General features: G+C 71.3%; 15 protein-coding genes. 12 read left to right on the forward strand and 3 right to left on the reverse strand.

All coding sequences use genetic code 11. The features are described from left to right. Positions 1-46: 46 nt before the first annotated feature. Positions 47-1102, reverse strand: a complete 1056-nt coding sequence (locus Air01nite_RS28570) for a polyprenyl synthetase family protein (protein ID WP_239091031.1) — start codon at positions 1100-1102, stop codon at positions 47-49. Positions 1103-1520: 418 nt separating this feature from the next. On the opposite strand from Air01nite_RS28570, the gene Air01nite_RS28575 reads away from it, so the two are divergent. From Air01nite_RS28575 to Air01nite_RS28615, 9 genes are all read left to right on the forward strand, one after another. After that, entirely contained in the window at positions 1521-2426 is a 906-nt protein-coding gene (locus Air01nite_RS28575; RefSeq protein WP_203706424.1) for a hypothetical protein, read from the forward strand. Between the two features lie 119 nt (positions 2427-2545). Then, entirely contained in the window at positions 2546-3931 is a 1386-nt protein-coding gene (locus Air01nite_RS28580) for a phosphomannomutase/phosphoglucomutase (protein ID WP_203706425.1), read from the forward strand. A 47-nt stretch (positions 3932-3978) separates the two neighbouring features. Next, positions 3979-4155 carry a Trm112 family protein gene (locus tag Air01nite_RS28585; protein WP_203706426.1) on the forward strand — a complete coding sequence of 59 codons (177 nt, stop codon included), beginning with the start codon at positions 3979-3981 and terminating at the stop codon, positions 4153-4155. After that, positions 4155-5363, forward strand: a complete 1209-nt coding sequence (locus tag Air01nite_RS28590) for an SIS domain-containing protein (protein WP_203706427.1) — start codon at positions 4155-4157, stop codon at positions 5361-5363. Before Air01nite_RS28585 ends, Air01nite_RS28590 begins: the two co-directional genes overlap by 1 nt. A gap of 10 nt (positions 5364-5373) precedes the next feature. Further along, positions 5374-6345: a cation diffusion facilitator family transporter gene (locus Air01nite_RS28595; RefSeq protein WP_203706428.1), complete on the forward strand. Its 972-nt coding sequence runs from the start codon at positions 5374-5376 to the stop codon at positions 6343-6345. Positions 6346-6543: 198 nt separating this feature from the next. Next, positions 6544-7671, forward strand: a complete 1128-nt coding sequence (gene manA, locus Air01nite_RS28600) for a mannose-6-phosphate isomerase, class I (protein ID WP_203706429.1) — start codon at positions 6544-6546, stop codon at positions 7669-7671. Positions 7672-8111: 440 nt separating this feature from the next. After that, on the forward strand, positions 8112-9605 hold the full coding sequence (gene ahcY / locus Air01nite_RS28605; protein WP_203706430.1) for an adenosylhomocysteinase: 1494 nt from the start codon (positions 8112-8114) through the stop codon (positions 9603-9605). 70 nt (positions 9606-9675) lie between these two features. Then, the gene (gene pnuC / locus Air01nite_RS28610; protein WP_203706431.1) at positions 9676-10290 is read left to right on the forward strand and encodes a nicotinamide riboside transporter PnuC; all 615 of its coding nucleotides are present in this window, start codon (positions 9676-9678) and stop codon (positions 10288-10290) included. Continuing rightward, on the forward strand, positions 10287-11315 hold the full coding sequence (locus Air01nite_RS28615; protein WP_203706432.1) for an AAA family ATPase: 1029 nt from the start codon (positions 10287-10289) through the stop codon (positions 11313-11315). Before pnuC ends, Air01nite_RS28615 begins: the two co-directional genes overlap by 4 nt. On the opposite strand, the gene Air01nite_RS28620 is transcribed toward Air01nite_RS28615, so the two are convergent. Next, a complete protein-coding gene (locus Air01nite_RS28620) occupies positions 11312-11470 on the reverse strand; it encodes a hypothetical protein (protein WP_203706433.1) in 159 nt (52 codons plus the stop codon). The genes Air01nite_RS28615 and Air01nite_RS28620 overlap by 4 nt on opposite strands. A gap of 112 nt (positions 11471-11582) precedes the next feature. Here Air01nite_RS28620 and efeU point away from each other — a divergent pair, with 112 nt between their 5' ends. From efeU to efeB, 3 genes are read left to right on the forward strand one after another with little or no spacing between them, the layout of a single operon-like run. Next, positions 11583-12443: an iron uptake transporter permease EfeU gene (efeU, locus tag Air01nite_RS28625; protein WP_203706434.1), complete on the forward strand. Its 861-nt coding sequence runs from the start codon at positions 11583-11585 to the stop codon at positions 12441-12443. Between the two features lie 13 nt (positions 12444-12456). Next, entirely contained in the window at positions 12457-13590 is a 1134-nt protein-coding gene (efeO, locus tag Air01nite_RS28630; RefSeq protein ID WP_373310485.1) for an iron uptake system protein EfeO, read from the forward strand. 2 nt (positions 13591-13592) lie between these two features. Continuing rightward, the gene (gene efeB / locus Air01nite_RS28635) at positions 13593-14861 is read left to right on the forward strand and encodes an iron uptake transporter deferrochelatase/peroxidase subunit (protein ID WP_203706436.1); all 1269 of its coding nucleotides are present in this window, start codon (positions 13593-13595) and stop codon (positions 14859-14861) included. Between the two features lie 117 nt (positions 14862-14978). Here the strand turns inward: efeB and Air01nite_RS28640 are convergent, their stop codons facing one another. Then, positions 14979-16127, reverse strand: coding sequence for a stage II sporulation protein M (locus Air01nite_RS28640; protein WP_203706437.1), 1149 nt, complete (start codon positions 16125-16127; stop codon positions 14979-14981). Positions 16128-16144 lie beyond the last annotated feature (17 nt).

A 16144-nucleotide genomic window follows, 5' to 3' on the forward strand; every position in this document is an offset into this window, starting at 1 on the left:
ATGTGCGGGCGCGCGGCCTTGGCGGCCTTGGCGGTGAAGCGGTGGGTCACCGGTCTCGGTCACCGGCCAGCCGGGCGATGGTGCGGAGGTCCTGCCCGCGCTCGGCGGTGATGCCGGGCTCGAGTTGGTCCAGCGCCGCGCGCAGGTGCCGGTCGGCCTCGCGGCCGCACCAGTCGCGCCAGCCGTCGGCGTCCAGGGACTCGGCCAGCTCTCGGGCCTCTACATCGGACATCTCGTGTTCCGCGGTGTACGCCGGCACGATGCGCTCCGCGCTCGGCGAGCCCGCCGCGAGCGCGGCGACTATCGGCAGGGAGCGCCGGCGGTGCCGCAGGTCGGAGTATGCCGGCTTGCTGGCGCCGCCCCAGATGCCGAGCTGGTCGTCGGACAGTTGGACGGCGAGGCCCAGCTCGGCGCCGAAGCCGCGGAGGGCCGCGATCTGGGCGGGGGTGCCGCCCCCCAGCAGCCCGCCCAGGCCGGCGCTGCACTCCAGCAGGGCGCCGGTCTTGCGCCGGGTCGCACGGAAGCATTCCTCGAGACTCACGTCGGCGCCGCGGCCGACGGCGTGGCCCTCGGCGAGCTGCGCGACGGTGGCGCTGAGCATCCGCGCGGCGGTCGGTGCCGCCGGGTGGGTGAGCCCCGCGAGCACGTCGAACGCGAGCGCGAGCAGTGCGTCGCCGGCCAGGATCGCGGCGCCGGCGCCGAACTCCTGCCACACGGTCGGCCGGTGGCGGCGCGGGCCGGCGCTGTCGAGGACGTCGTCGTGCAGCAGCGAGAAGTTGTGCACCAGCTCGACCGCGACGGCGGCCGGGATCGCGGCGGGCACCGCCGCCACCGCGGCCATGCCCACCGGAGTGCCGCCGACCGCTTCCGCGGCCACCAGCACGAGCGCCGGGCGCACCGCCTTGGCGGCCGTGCCCCGCCGGTCGTTGCCTTTGCTGTCCCACCACCCGAAGTGGTAGCCGACCGCGCGCCGCGTCGTCGGCGGCAAGCTGTCGACGGCCGACCGCAGTGCCGGCTCCGTGACTGTCCGGGCCCGCTCGAAGACCCCGGACCCACGGCGGGGCGCCGGGATCGCGGATCGGTTGCCCAGGGTGACAGTCACGTCTGCACCGTCCAATCTGCACACGTTGGCTCCGGCGGCTGCTGGTTTGGGCACATGAGATCAGTGCGCCCACGCACACGCCAAGACCCCGTACGCGGGCTTGACCTGGGGTTTCACCCTTCAGGTGGGCCAGCTCCCGGTTCAACGCGCGGCAGCGGGCGCGAGACGCGGCCGACCGCCGGAAAGTTCGCGTCCGGGGGACGACATCGATCGATGTCGTCGGGTATCGCCCGTGTGACACACGGTCATCTCGGCCTGTTCGCGCCGGCATGCGCAGCCGCAGCGTCAGGAAGATGACAACGCGGGCTGTCGCCGGCCGATCACGTGGCGTTGAACTAGGGGTCGTCTTCGGTCGGGGTGTCAAGCGGCACCGGGTACCGTGTCGCCCGGGTGGGGGAACGCGACATGGGAGATGGTGATGATGGCGGGTCGGCGCGGTGGGCGTCGGGCGGCGGCGCTGCTGGCGATCGGTGTCGGGCTGGTCGGCGCGATCGGCATCGGGCTCGTGGTCTCCGCGGGTCCGGCCAGCGCCGCGGACGAGCGGGTCGACCTGCGGGCGGCGCGCACCTTCACCGCAGGCGGTGGCGCCGGGTCCGCGTCCGTCAGCGTGGAGCGGCGTGATCGCGGCTGCATCAACGTGCGCACCGGGCTCGGGATCCGGCTCGCCGACGGCATGAGCCCCAACCAGGTGCGCGTCGAGACGCAGAACGGTGGGCAGTGGCGGCCGGTCATCGTGGCGGACGCCGGCGGTGGCACCGTGGTCACCGAGCGCACCGCACCGGACCGCGCGTCGATCTGCGACCGGCAGACCGCGGTCGGCAGGTATCGGGTCAGCTTCGCTCAGGGCACCCCCGGCGGCAGCGTGACGATCATCGGCCAGGCGTTCAACGGCCGAGGCGAGCTCCTCGGCAGCGAGTCGGCGGCCGCCAAGGTCAACGGGGTCAAGCCCACGCCGAGCAAATCCGCCAAGAAGCCCAGCAAGAGCCCCACGCCCACCCCCGGGGTGACCGTGGACCCGGAGACCGCCGCACCCTTCGACGACCCAGCCAATAGCCCGGTCGCGATCGGCGTGCCGATCCCGCCGCACGACTCGGGCAAGGGCGGCTTTCTCGGGATGAGCGGTCTCGTCATGGCCGGCGGGCTGGTGCTGGTCGGCGTGGGTGCGGGTCTGATCGTGTTCCTGGTGCGCCAGTTGCGTGCCGACCGGGCCGGAAAAGCCCCGGCAAGCAACGATTCGCAGACCATCTTCCTGCCTCCTGTGCGTCCGGCGGCGGGCCCGGGAGTGGACCAGCCGACGGTGATTTTGCCGCGCGTCGAGGACTGAGAATCGGGTTATCCACAGGCCTCGGTTATCCACAGGCCGCGAGAGCCTTCGACGCCCGGCCCGACGCGCTCCGTTACGCTCGGCGGCGATAAGCTGGCATCGTTCGAGGAGCGAGTGCGTTGTCCGACCTGTCCCAGATCGTCAAGGCATACGACATCCGCGGAGTCGTCCCCGACCAGTGGGACGAGCGGACCGCGGAGGCACTCGGCGCTGGCTTCGCGCAGTTCCTCAGGTCGAGCCACCCGGGCACCACACGCATCGTCACCGCCCACGACATGCGGGCGTCCTCGCCTGGGCTTTCTGCCGCGTTCGCCCGCGGCGTGCTCAGCGAGGGCCTCGGCGTGGTCGAGGCGGGCCTGGGCTCGACCGACATGCTCTACTTCGCGGCCGGCTCGCTCGGCCTGCCGGGCGCGATGTTCACGGCCAGTCACAACCCGGCGCAATACAACGGCATCAAGCTCTGCCTGGCCGGCGCCAAGCCGGTCGGCCAGGAGTCCGGTCTCGCCGAGATCAAGACCAACGCACAGCGCATCCTCGACGGCACGGCCCCGTGGCCGGCCCCGGCACCCGACGCGCGCCCGGAGCAGCAGGACGTGCTCACCGAATACGCCCGCCACCTGCGCACGCTGGTCGACCTCGGCAAGATCCGCCCGCTGAAGCTGGTCGTCGACGCCGGCAACGGGATGGGCGGCTACACGGTCCCGGCGGTGCTCGGCGACCAGGCGCTCGAGGCGCTGCCGCTGACGATCGTCCCGCTCTACTTCGAGCTCGACGGCTCGTTCCCCAACCACGAGGCCAACCCGCTGGAGCCGAAGAACCTGGTCGACCTGCAGCACGCGGTCGTGCAGCACGGCGCCGACCTCGGCCTCGCCTTCGATGGCGACGCCGACCGCTGCTTCGTCATCGACGAGCGGGGCGAGCCGGTCAGCCCCAGCGCGATCACCGCGCTGGTCGCCGCCCGCGAGCTGGCGAAACACCCGGGCGACACGATCATCTACAACCTGATCACGTCCAACGCCGTCCCCGAGATCGTCGCGGAGCACGGTGGCACGCCGGTGCGCAGCCGGGTCGGCCACTCGTTCATCAAGTCCGAGATGGCCCGCACCAACGCGGTGTTCGGCGGCGAGCACTCGGCGCACTACTACTTCCGCGACTTCTGGTTCGCCGACACCGGCATGCTCGCCGCCATGCACGTGCTCGCCGCCCTCGGCGGCCAGCCTGAGCCTTTGTCGGTGCTCGGCAGCGACTTCGAGCGCTACGTGGCCTCCGGCGAGATCAACTCGACCGTGCCGGACCAGCGCGCCAAGCAGCAGGAGGTCCGCGCCGCCTACCCCGACGCCGTGGTCGACGAGCTCGACGGCCTGACGCTGACCTTCCCCGACGGCGCCTGGCTCAACCTGCGCGCTTCCAACACCGAGCCCCTGCTCCGGCTCAACGTCGAAGCGCCGACCGCGACGCGCATGGCCGCACTGCGCGACGAAGTGCTCGGTCTCGTCCGCCGTTAAGATCGTCGCCGGACGGCCCGCCGCCCGCCTCTGGAAGGAGCCGCACGATGGCCCTGGATCAGCAATTGCTGGACATTCTCGCCTGTCCGGACACACACCACGCGCCGCTCACCTACGACGCGGAGGCGCAGACGCTCACCTGCACCGAGTGCCACCGGGTGTTCGAGGTCCGCGACGACATCCCGATCCTGCTCCTCGACGAGGCCCGGCAGGAGCAGAGCTGATGGACAGCCCAGTAGGGGGTGCCGCGGGCCTGCGTGGTCAGCGGGTGGCCGACGAGGCCCTCCTCGACAACCAGGCGGCCATGGCCGAGAACGACCCCGGCGGCATGCTGCGCATGGCAGCCTCCGCGGGGGCCCAGGTCCGCGAGTCCGCGGCCCTGGCGGCCGAGGTCAACCTCTCGGCGCTCGAAGACGACGGGCTGCCGCGCGCCGTCGTGATCGCCGGCGCCGGCACCGCGGCCCGCACGGGCGAGATCCTCGCCATGGCCGCCGGCCCCCGGTCCCGCGCGCCCGTCATCGCCCATCGCAGCGCCGGCGTGCCCGGCTGGGTCGGTGCCGCCGACGTGGTGATCGCGATCAGCGCGTCCGGCCACAGCCCCGAGGCGCTGGCCGCCGCCGACGCCGCCGCCCGGCGCGGCGCGCGCCTGGTCGGCATCGGTGCGCCCGACTCCGAGCTCCAGTCGGTGGTCGAGCGGTCGCGTTCCCCGTTCATCCCGGTGCCGCGCCGCGCCCCCGCGCGGGCCAGCCTCTGGGCGCTGACGGTGCCGGTGCTGCTCGCCGCGCGCACCCTCGGCCTGGTCAAGGTCAACGAGGCCGACTTCGCGGAGACCGCGACCCGGCTCGACGCCGACGCCGAGCGGTGCCGGCCCAGCGCCGAGTCGTTCGTCAATCCGGCGAAGTCGCTGGCCCTCGGCCTGGCCGGCTCGGTGCCGATCGTCTGGGGCTCGTCGCCCCTGGCGACCGTCGCCGCCCGGCGGTTCGCCGACACGCTGTCGGCCAACGCCCGCTACCCGGTCGTGGCCGGGGCGCTCGGCGAGGCCGGACGCGGCCGGGTCGGCCTCCTCGACGGCGTCTTCGGCGGCCTGGTCGAGTCCGACCGCGACATCTTCGCCGACCCGTTCGACGACGAGGGCCAGTTGGCCAGCCGGCTGCGCGTCGTGCTGATGCGCGACGGCGGGCTCAACGCCGACGACGACACCGACGAGCCCCACGCGGTCGAGGAACGCCGTGCCGACGCGATCCAGACGTTGGCCGAGCGGCGCGGCGTGCGCTGCGACGTGATCACCGCCGAGGGCGGTTCGGCGCTGGAGCGGTTGGCGTCCCTGGTCGCCGTGCCCGACTTCGCTTCGGTTTATCTCGCACTCGCACACGGTCTCGACCCCATGGCGGTTCCCGCCGTCTCGGAGATGAAGGAGCTCTCCAACCCATGAGCGACGTGACATGAGTGCCGGCGGCGGCACTCGGGCGATCATCGCGGCGCTCGCGGCCAACCTCGGCATCGCGGTCACCAAGTTCCTGGCTTTCGTCCTGACCGGTTCGTCGTCGATGCTCGCCGAGGCAATCCACTCGGTCGCCGACTCGGGCAACCAGGTGCTCCTGCTGCTCGGCGGCCGGCGCTCGACCCGGAAGGCGACACCCGACCACCCCTTCGGATACGGGCGTGAGCGCTACATCTACGCGTTCATCGTCTCGATCATCCTGTTCAGCGTCGGTGGCCTCTTCGCGCTCTACGAGGCCTGGCACAAGTTCCAGGACCCGCACGGCATCACCGAGTGGCAGTGGGTCCCGATCACGGTGCTGGTCATCGCGATCGGGCTCGAGTCCTACTCGTTGCGCACCGCGGTCCGCGAGTCCAACACGGTCCGGGGCAAGGCTTCCTGGGTCAGCTTCGTCCGCCGGGCGAAGGCACCGGAGCTGCCGGTCGTGCTGCTCGAAGACACCGGCGCCCTGCTGGGTCTCGTCTTCGCGCTGTTCGGTGTCTCGATGACGCTGGCCACCGGCGACGGCGAGTGGGACGCGCTGGGCACCGCCATGATCGGCCTGCTGCTGGTCGCGATCGCCGTGATCCTGGCGATCGAGACCAAGAGCCTCCTGCTGGGCGAGGGCGCCAGCCCGGAAAACGTCCGCTCGATCGAGAGGGCGCTGGTCGGCAACGGCATCGACCGCGTCATCCACATGAAGACGCTGCACCTCGGCCCCGAGGAGCTGCTGGTCGCCGCGAAGATCGGGGTGACGGCCAACGCGTCCGCCGAAGAGGTCGCCCGCGCGATCAACGCGGCGGAGGCCCGGGTCCGCGACGCGGTGCCCATCGCCCGGGTCATCTACCTCGAGCCGGACATCTTCAGCAACCGTGCGGCCGCCGCGGGCGACGGCGCCGCCGCGGAAACCGCCGAAGGCGTCACCACCCGTTGACCCTGTCGCCGCGCCCGCGCCGCCGGCCCCACATGGAGCCGGCGCGACACAGTGCCGGGCGCCGATTGCCACCGGCCCAGGGCGGTGTCGGGTGAGTCACCGGGATCCGGCGCAGGGGCAGCCCCGCACGCCGCCATCGGCGATGATCGGCCGGATCGCACGTGTCAGACACCCACGCCTACCCCGGGACCGGCCACAGTGGAACTCCTGACCAACCCCATCCGCGACTACGCCTGGGGATCCCGCACGGTGCTGGCCACGATGCAGGGCCGGCCGTCGCCCAGCGCCGGTCCTGAGGCCGAGCTGTGGGTCGGCGCGCACCACGCGGCGCCCTCGACGCTCGACGGCGAGGACGGTCCGGTCAGCCTCGCCGAGACGATCGGGGCCGCGCCCACTGGCTGGCTCGGCGCCGACACGGTCGCGAGGTTCGGCCCCCGCCTGCCGTTCCTGCTCAAGCTGCTCGCCGCCGAGGCGCCGCTGTCCCTCCAGGCCCACCCCGACCTCGAACGTGCCCGCGAGCGGTTCACCGCCGGCGACCCCAACTACGTCGACGCCAACCACAAGCCCGAGCTCCTGGTCGCGATCGAGCCCTTCGACGCGCTCTGCGGCTTCCGTGACCCGCGCCGCTCCGCCGACGTGCTCGAAGCGCTCGCCGGCGACGCGCTGGCGCCCGTGGTCCAGCACCTCCGGCGCGGCGAGCTGGCCGACGCCGTCGAGCTCCTGCTCACCTGGCCCGGCAAGCGCGCCGACCTGGTCACGCTGGTCACCCAGGGCAACGGCGACGAGGAGTTCGCCGATGATCTGGCGCTCGTGCGCCGGCTCGCGGCCCACTACCCGAGCGACACCGGCGTCCTGGTCGCCCTCCTGCTCAACTCCGTGCGCCTCGCGCCCGGCGACGCCGTCTGGATGCCGGCCGGCAACCTGCACTCGTACCTCGGTGGCACCGGGATCGAGGTCATGGCGGCCAGCGACAACGTCCTCCGCGGCGGCCTGACCCCGAAACGGGTCGACGTCGGCGAGCTGCTCCAGGTGCTCCGCTTCGAGGTGCTCGAGGAACCGGTGGTCAAGCCGATCGAGGCCGCACCCGGCGTGACGACCTGGCCCGTGCCGGTCGACGATTTCGCGCTGCATCGCGTCACCAGCCCGGCCGAGCTGACCCTCGACGGTCCCGTTCTCGCCCTCTGCACGGCGGGCGAGGTCGCCATCGGCGACGCCACGGGCGTGGTCTCGCTCACTCCGGGACGCGCGGCGGTGGGGCCGGCGGGGGCCGGCCCGCTCATGATCGCCGGTGCGGGTGAGGTCTTTGTCGCCTCGCTGGGTCACTGACACCGCACACCGGTCCCAACCAGCAAAGCCGCCACAGCGGAAACAGAGCCGCCGGAGAGGCGGCGGACCCCACGCGCCCAGAGAACAGATCAGGAAATATCCGCATTCTCTTGACAGGGGTGATCGCGTGGTGTGACTCTATAACCACGCAGCGTTATCGCGACGAAGGTCCGAGTCACGCGCGGGGGAACCAAACCGGGGGGATGCACGGGGCGGTGAGGAGTCGAGCGGTTTACCCGCCGACTACCCGCCGCCCCGTGCGCTATGCGCGAACGGGGGTCTCCGGTTCGGCCAAACCGCACTGCGCTAAGGCCCGCCGGGGTAGCGCTGCTTCACGTGACCCCCGCCGCTGCCGAGGCGAGTCGCCTTCGGGCCACCGCGTAAGCTCGAAGGTCGCGATCAGCCGCATGAGCCCGAGACGCGACCGACTAGGAGCTTTCATGACCAGCACCCTTCCGGCGCATGGTGCGTCGACCGGGGACCGTCCGCGCACCCTCGCCGAAGGCGACTTCAAGGTGGCCGACCTCTCCCTCGCCGCCTTCGGCCGTAAGGAGATCCAGCTCGCCGAGCACGAGATGCCCGGCCTGATGTCGCTCCGGCGCGAGTTCGCCGCGACCCAGCCGCTGCGGGGCGCCCGCATCACCGGCTCGCTGCACATGACCATCCAGACCGCGGTGCTCATCGAAACCCTCACCGCGCTCGGCGCGCAGGTCCGCTGGGCGTCCTGCAACATCTTCTCGACCCAGGACCACGCCGCCGCGGCGATCGTCGTCGGGGCCGCCGGCACCCCGGAGGCGCCGGCGGGCGTCCCGGTGTACGCGTGGAAGGGCGAGACCCTCGAGGAGTACTGGTGGTGCACCGAGCAGGTGCTCCTCTGGCCCGACGGCGAGGGCCCCAACATGATCCTCGACGACGGCGGTGACGCCACGCTGCTCGTACACAAGGGTGCCGAGTTCGAAGGTCTTGGCGCCGTCCCGTCCGTCGACACCGCCGACAGCGAGGAGTACGCCGTCATCCTCGGCCTGCTCAACCGCTCGCTCCAGGAGGACAACCGCCGCTGGACCCGGGTCGCCGCCGGCATCAAGGGTGTCACCGAGGAGACCACCACCGGCGTCCACCGCCTCTACGAGATGCAGCAGACCGGCAGCCTGCTCTTCCCGGCGATCAACGTCAACGACTCGGTCACCAAGTCGAAGTTCGACAACAAGTACGGCTGCCGCCACTCGCTGATCGACGGCATCAACCGGGCCACCGACGTGCTGATCGGCGGCAAGGTCGCGGTCGTCGCGGGCTACGGCGACGTCGGCAAGGGCTGCGCGGAGAGCCTCCGCGGCCAGGGCGCCCGGGTGATCGTCACCGAGATCGACCCGATCTGCGCGCTGCAGGCGGCGATGGACGGCTACCAGGTCGCGACCCTCGACGACGTGGTCGAAACCGCCGACATCTTCGTGACGGCGACCGGCTGCTTCAACGTGATCACCAACGAGCACATGGCCCGGATGAAGCACCAGGCGATCGTCGGCAACATCGGCCACTTCGACAACGAGATCGACATGGCCGGCCTGGCGAAGCGCGGCGACACGACCCGGATCAACATCAAGCCGCAGGTCGACGAGTGGCGCTTCGAGGACGGCCACTCGGTGATCGTGCTGTCCGAGGGCCGCCTCCTCAACCTGGGCAACGCGACCGGCCACCCGAGCTTCGTGATGTCCAACAGCTTCAGCAACCAGACGATCGCCCAGATCGAGCTGTTCACCAAGCTCGACCAGTACCCGGTCGGCGTCTACACCCTGCCGAAGCACCTCGACGAGAAGGTCGCCCGCCTGCACCTCGACGCGCTCGGCGTGCACCTGACCGAGCTGTCCAAGGAACAGGCCAGCTACCTCGGCGTCGCGGTCGAGGGTCCCTACAAGCCGGACCACTACCGCTACTGATCAAAATCAAGGACGATGGCCCTCCGCCGGTACGCCGGCGGAGGGCCATCGTCTATCCGGGGAACCGCACATGCTCACGGACGCCGCCTTCACACTCGGCGGAACGCCCACCACGTGGGCCGAACTTCTCGGGTTCCTCACCGGCGTGCTGAACGTCTGGCTGGTCGCCCGCCAGCGGATCAGCAACTGGCCGGTCGGCATCGTCAACGTCGCCCTGCTCATGCTGGTCTTCTGGACCTCGGGACTGTACGCCGACGCCGGCCTGCAGATCCTTTACGTCCTGCTCGGCCTCTACGGCTGGTGGTCGTGGCTCTACGGCGGCCAGCACCGCACCCGGCTCGTGGTCACCGGCACCAGCGGCGCCGAGTGGGCGGCGCTCGCGATCTCCGGCCTCGCCCTCACCGCCGCCCTCTGGCTCTTCCTTGACCGCGCCACGGACTCCACGGTCCCGTTCCCCGACGCCGTGACCACCGCGTTGAGCCTGCTCGCCACCTACGGGCAGACTCGCAAGCGCTGGGAGAGTTGGTGGATCTGGATCGCCGCGGACCTGATCTACATCCCGCTGTACGCGTACAAAGGCCTCTATCTGACCGCCGCGCTCTATCTGATCTTCCTGACCCTCTGCGTCTTCGGCCTGCGACAGTGGCGCGCGGCCCGGACCAGCCCGGCCCTGGTCGCGGCGTGACCTTCCGGCACGGGCTCGTCGTCGGCAAGTTCTACCCGCCGCATGCCGGTCACCACGCGCTGATCGAACACGCGGCCGCGCGATGCGCCGCGGTCACCGTGGTGGTCGCGCCGTCGAGCCGGGAGTCGATCCCGCTCGACCTGCGGGTCGCCTGGCTCCGGGAGGCCCACGCGGCCACCCCGCACGTCCGGTTCGTCGGTCGCTACGACGACCACCCGATCGACTACGCCGACCCCGAGGTGTGGGACGCGCACTGCACGCTGTTCCGCGAGGCCGCCGGCGACGTGGACATCGACGCCGTCGTCTCCTCGGAGGAGTACGGCGCCGAGTTGGCTCGCAGGTTCGGCGCCGCGAACGTGCCGTTCGATCTGGACCGTGCGGCGTTCCCCGTCTCCGGCACCGCCGTCCGCGCGGATCCCGCCGGCCACTGGTGGGCGCTGGCCCCGCAGGTCCGCGCCTGGTTCGTCCGCCGCGTCGTCGTGGTCGGCGCCGAATCCACCGGCACCACCACCGTCGCCCGTGACCTGGCCGCACATTTCGGCACCACCTGGGTTCCCGAGTACGGCCGTGAGCTCACCGAGCGCAAGCTGGCCGCCCTCGGACCGGGCGCGACCATCTTCTCCGTCACCTGGGAAAGGGCGGACTTCGTCGAGGTCGCCCACCGCCAGGAGGCCGCCGCCGACCACGCCGCGAGATCAAGCGGCCCGTTGCTGTTCTGCGACACCGATGCGCGCGCCACCGCGATCTGGGAAGAGCGATACCTCGGCCAGTCCTCCGACGAGGTGCGGGCCGCCGCGCGCTGGCCCGATCTCTACCTGCTGACGGATCACGTCGGAGTCCCGTTCGAGCAGGACGGCCTGCGCGACGGCGAGCACGTGCGGGAGTGGATGACCGGTCGGTTTCGCGACACTCTGGCCGGCGCCCCGGTGCCGGTGGTCGAGCTGACGGGATCGCGCGCGGACCGACTCGCCACCGCGGTCGCGGCCTGCGACAAGCTCCTCGCCGCCGGGTGGACCCTCGCCTAGTCCGCCCGGGTTTGTGAGCGTTTCGGGCGCACCCAGGTCCACACGCAATAGATCAGCCAACCCACCGCGAGCGCCGTGGCGAGCGGGCGCAGGCGCAGGGCGTTGAGCGCGATCACCAGCGCCAGCACGGTCAGCCACGGAACGAAGGCCTTCACCCGCAGGACGTTACCTATCCAACGTGAACTTGACTTCCCGGTGCGCCGGAGAGAAGGTATGGCTGCCCTTACTTAGGTGCACCTATCACCTAGTGTGACCGGAGCCCAACCCATGTTCGCCACGTACCTGATCGGCCTGCGCGAAGGACTGGAAGCGACCCTCGTCGTCAGCATCCTCGTCGCGTTCCTGGTCAAATCCCAGCGCAAGGACCGGCTGATCCAGGTCTGGACCGGCGTCGCGCTCGCGGTCGCCCTGTCCGTCCTGTTCGGTTGGTTGCTCACCTACACCAGCACCTCGCTGCTCGCCGACTACCAGGACCGCGAGCTGTTCGAGGCGATCACGTCGCTGGCCGCGGTCGTGTTCGTCACCTGGATGATCTTCTGGATGCGCAAGGCCGCCCGGTCGATCGCCGGGGAGTTGCGCACCAAGCTCACGGACGCGCTCGCGGTCGGGTCGATCGCGGTCGCCGTGATGGCGTTCCTCGCCGTCGTCCGCGAGGGCCTGGAGACCGCGCTGATCTTCTACTCCGCGGTGCAGGGCGTCCGGACCGACGGCGGCCCGCTCTACGCGCTGATCGGCGGCGTGGCCACGGCCGTCGTCATCGGCATCCTGCTCTACAGCACGGCGGTGCGGATCAACCTCGGCAAGTTCTTCACCTGGACCGGCGCCCTGCTGATCCTGGTCGCCGCCGGCATCCTCAAGTACGCCGTGCACGACTTCCAGGAGGCCGGCGTGCTGCCGGGCCTCAACACCCTCGCCTTCGACATCAGCGGCACGCTCGACCCCGGCTCCTGGTACGGGAGCCTGCTCGCCGGCATGTTCAACATCACCCCGGCGCCGACGGTCCTGGAGACGATCGCCTGGGTCGCGTACGGCGTACCCGTGCTCGCGATCTTCCTGAAGCCGGCGAAGCCGAAACCCAAGCCGGCGCCTACCGAAACCCCCACCTCGGCGTCCGCGCCGCAGGCCTGAGCAGGAGTCCTTGATGCGCAGCAGATACCTCGCGACCGTCGCGGTCGCCCTGTTGGCCGGCGGCCTGGCTGCCTGCTCGGGCAGCGACGACCAGGCCGACGCCGGCGCCGCCAAGGGCGGCCCGATCACGGTCAACGCGAGCGACACCGGGTGCGAGGTCGGCCTCACCGACGTCGACGCGGGCACGGTCCAGTTCAAGGTCACCAACAAGGGCGGCAAGGTCACCGAGTTCTACGTGTACGCGGCCGGCGACCGCGTCATGGGCGAGGTCGAGAACATCGCGCCGGGCCTGAGCCGGGACCTGCACGTGGAGCTGCCCGCCGGCACGTACGAGACGGCCTGCAAGCCCGGCATGATCGGCAAGGGCATCCGCGGCCCGCTGAAGGTCAACGGCTCCGCCGCGCCGCTGACGGAGGACGCCGCGCTCAAGGACGCCACCACGAGCTACTCGCGGTACGTGAAGAGCCAGACCGACGCGCTGCTCCAGAAGACGCAGGAGTTCGTCGACGCGGTCAAGGCCGGCGACGTCGCGAAGGCCAAGGGGCTGTACCCGGTCGCCCGCACCTACTGGGAGCGGATCGAGCCCGTGGCCGAGATCTTCGGTGACCTCGACCCCAAGATCGACGGCCGCGAGGAGGTCATCGAGGAGGGCATGCCGTTCACCGGGTTCCACGCGATCGAGCGCGACCTGTGGCAGAAGAACGACATCTCGAACTCGGGCCCGATGGCCGACGAGCTGATGGTCAACATCAAGGAGATCGTCGCCAAGGCCAACGCCGAGCAGCTCTCGCCGCTGCAGCTCGCCAACGGCGCCAAGGAGCTCCTCGACGAGGTCGCGACGGGCAAGATCACGGGCGAGGAGGACCGCTACTCGCACACCGACCTGTGGGACTTCAACGCCAACGTCGAAGGCTCCAAGGCGGCGATCTCCGCACTCCGGCCGGCCCTCGAGCAGCGCAACGCCGACCTGGTCAAGCAGCTCGACACCGAGTTCGCCAACGTGGACACGGCCCTGTCGAAGCACCGCGCGGGCGACGGCTGGAAGCTGCACACGGAGCTGGCCCAGCCGGAGCTCAAGGAGCTGTCGGACGCGATCAACGCGCTGGCGGAACCGATCAGCAAGGTCGCCGCGGTCGTGGCGGGCTGACCATGAACATCACGCGCCGTCAGGCGATGACGATCGCGAGTGTCGGGGTGGCCGGCATCGCGGGCGCGGCTGCCGGCGCGTCGGCTGTGCTGGCCGCGGACTCGGAGCCGGCGGCTCCGGTGTCGGCGGCCAGCGGTGCCGTCCCCTTCTACGGCCACAACCAGGCGGGGATCATCACGCCCGCGCAGGATCGGCTGCACTTCGTCGCGTTCGACGTGATCACCAAGGACCGCGACCGCCTGGTGACGATGTTGCAGGACTGGACGGCGGCGGCCGCCCGGATGACACAGGGCCAGGACGCCGGGGCGATCGGCGCCGTCGACGGGATCCCGGAGGCGCCGCCGGACGACACCGGCGAGGCGCTCGACCTGCCGCCGGCCGGGCTGACGCTGACGATCGGCTTCGGCCCGACGCTGTTCCGCGACGCGACCGGCGCCGACCGGTTCGGCATCGCCGCGAAACGCCCGCCCGCGCTGGCGGACCTGCCGAAGTTCCCGGGCGACGCGCTGCAGCCCGAGATCTCCGGCGGCGACCTCTGCGTGCAGGCGTGCGCCAACGACCCGCAGGTGGCGGTGCACGCGATCCGCAACCTGGCCCGGATCGGCATGGGCGTGGTGAGCGTGCGCTGGTCGCAGCTCGGCTTCGGCCGCACCTCGTCGACCTCGCGCGACCAGGCGACCCCGCGCAACCTGTTCGGCTTCAAGGACGGCACCGCCAACCTCAAGGCCGAGGACACCGCCCTGCTCGACGAGCACCTGTGGGCCCGCGCGGGCGATGGACCGTCCTGGATGGACGGCGGCTCCTACCTGGTGGCCCGGAAGATCCGGATGGTCATCGAGACCTGGGACCGCACGTCGCTGGGCGAGCAGGAGGAGATCGTCGGCCGCACCAAGGGCAGCGGCGCACCGTTGGGGCAGCAGAAGGAGTTCGACGAGCTCGACTTCACGATCAAGGGCGCCGACGGCGAGCCGGCGATCGCCGACGTCGCGCACGTGAAGCTCGCGCACCACAGCCAGAACGGCGGTGCCCGGATGCTGCGCCGGGGCTACAACTTCGTCGACGGCTCCGACGGCCTCGGCCGCCTCAACGCGGGCCTGTTCTTCATCTCGTTCCAGCGTGACGCGCACAAGCAGTTCGTGCCGATCCAGCTCCAACTCGCCCGGCACGACGTGATGAACGAATACATCCGCCACGTGTCGAGCGCCCTCTTCGCCTGCCCGCCCGGCGTCCCGGACGCCGGCGACTACTGGGGGCGCGCGCTCTTCAGCTAGGTCCTGACCGGGCTGCGGCGGACCCGGGCGCCGCCTGGAACGACACCGGATACGACACCGGTATCCGGCCGCGCCCGGCGCGGCCCCAGCCGACGCCTGGGCCTCGCCTCGGTCCGGTCAGGACTTCGAGACAGACCCCGCCGCGGACCCGGCAGGGACGGGCCCCCTGGGGCCCGGCCCGGGGTCTGGCGGGAGCGACGGTCGTGCCGCCGGCGGACCCGAGTGCATGGTCGGAAGTTCCAATGTCGACAGGCCCAGCGCCCGATCGGCGCCGGCCAGCAACGCCTCCCGCTGCGCCGCCTCCGCTGCCGCCGCGCGGGCCCGGGCCGCGTGCGCCGCCGCCGAGCCGAAGACCATCACGTAGCCCAGGAAGCCCAGCCAGGCGAGTGCGCCGATGCCGACCCTGATCGCCGCCGGCAGCGGCGACGGTGTGACGAAGGCTTCGATCACGCCCGAGACGGCGAAGAGGAAGACCAGCCCGATCGCGACCAGCAGGCCCTCGCGGCCGGCCGCGGCGACCGAGCGGGTGCGGGTCAGGTGGCGTGGCGGGCGGATCCAGGCGCCGGCGATGCGCAGGCCGACGCCCGCCGCGACGAACACACCCGTCAGCTCCAGCAGGCCGTGCGGCGTGATCAGGGTGAAGAACTGCTCGGCCTCGCCGTACTGGATCATCACGCCGCCGCTGAGGCCCACGTTGAGTGCGTTGTTCCACAGCAGCCAGAGGACCGGCACGATCAGCACGCCCGAGGCCAGGCACTGCACGGACAGCCACGCGTTGTGTGTCCACAGTGAGAACGCGAAAGTCTGCGGCGAATATTCTGAGTAGTAGGCCGCGAACTCGGTCTCGGCCAGCCGGCGCGCCGCCTCGTCGCCGATCAGCGTGGCCGCCACCTCCGGGTGACCCGCGGTATAGAACATGAGGAAGAAGCTCAGCGCCGTGAAGCTGGTCGCGACCGCGCACCACCACGGCCACGCGCGGTAGGCGGCCAGCGGGAAGCCCACCGTGAAGAACCGCCCGACGTCGGCGAGCCGCAGTCGTGGGCCCGGTGAGATCGCCGAGCGGCTGGCCAGCACGAGCCGGGACAGCCGGGCGACCAGTGCGGGATCAGGGGTACGGCTGCGCACGACCGACAGATGCGTGGCGGTGCGCTGGTAGAGCGTGACCAGCTCGTCGATCTCGGCGGCGGCGAGCTTCCGCCGGCCGGAAAGCTGTTCGAGCCGGCGCCATTCGGCGTCGTGCTCGGCTACGTAGGCGTCGAGATCCACGCGCTCATAGTGTTCAC

It is taken from the genome of Asanoa iriomotensis, from assembly GCF_016862515.1.
In the GTDB taxonomy this organism is placed as follows: Bacteria; Actinomycetota; Actinomycetes; order Mycobacteriales; family Micromonosporaceae; genus Asanoa; species Asanoa iriomotensis.

Coding starts and splice junctions, on each gene's coding strand:
- Air01nite_RS28595 (WP_203706428.1), top strand. CDS start 5,374: ATGAGTGCCGGCGGCGGCACTCGGGCGATCATCGCGGCGCTCGCGGCC.
- efeO (WP_373310485.1), top strand. CDS start 12,457: ATGCGCAGCAGATACCTCGCGACCGTCGCGGTCGCCCTGTTGGCCGGC.
- pnuC (WP_203706431.1), top strand. CDS start 9,676: ATGCTCACGGACGCCGCCTTCACACTCGGCGGAACGCCCACCACGTGG.
- efeU (WP_203706434.1), top strand. CDS start 11,583: ATGTTCGCCACGTACCTGATCGGCCTGCGCGAAGGACTGGAAGCGACC.
- Air01nite_RS28575 (WP_203706424.1), top strand. CDS start 1,521: ATGATGGCGGGTCGGCGCGGTGGGCGTCGGGCGGCGGCGCTGCTGGCG.
- efeB (WP_203706436.1), top strand. CDS start 13,593: ATGAACATCACGCGCCGTCAGGCGATGACGATCGCGAGTGTCGGGGTG.
- Air01nite_RS28590 (WP_203706427.1), top strand. CDS start 4,155: ATGGACAGCCCAGTAGGGGGTGCCGCGGGCCTGCGTGGTCAGCGGGTG.
- Air01nite_RS28585 (WP_203706426.1), top strand. CDS start 3,979: ATGGCCCTGGATCAGCAATTGCTGGACATTCTCGCCTGTCCGGACACA.
- ahcY (WP_203706430.1), top strand. CDS start 8,112: ATGACCAGCACCCTTCCGGCGCATGGTGCGTCGACCGGGGACCGTCCG.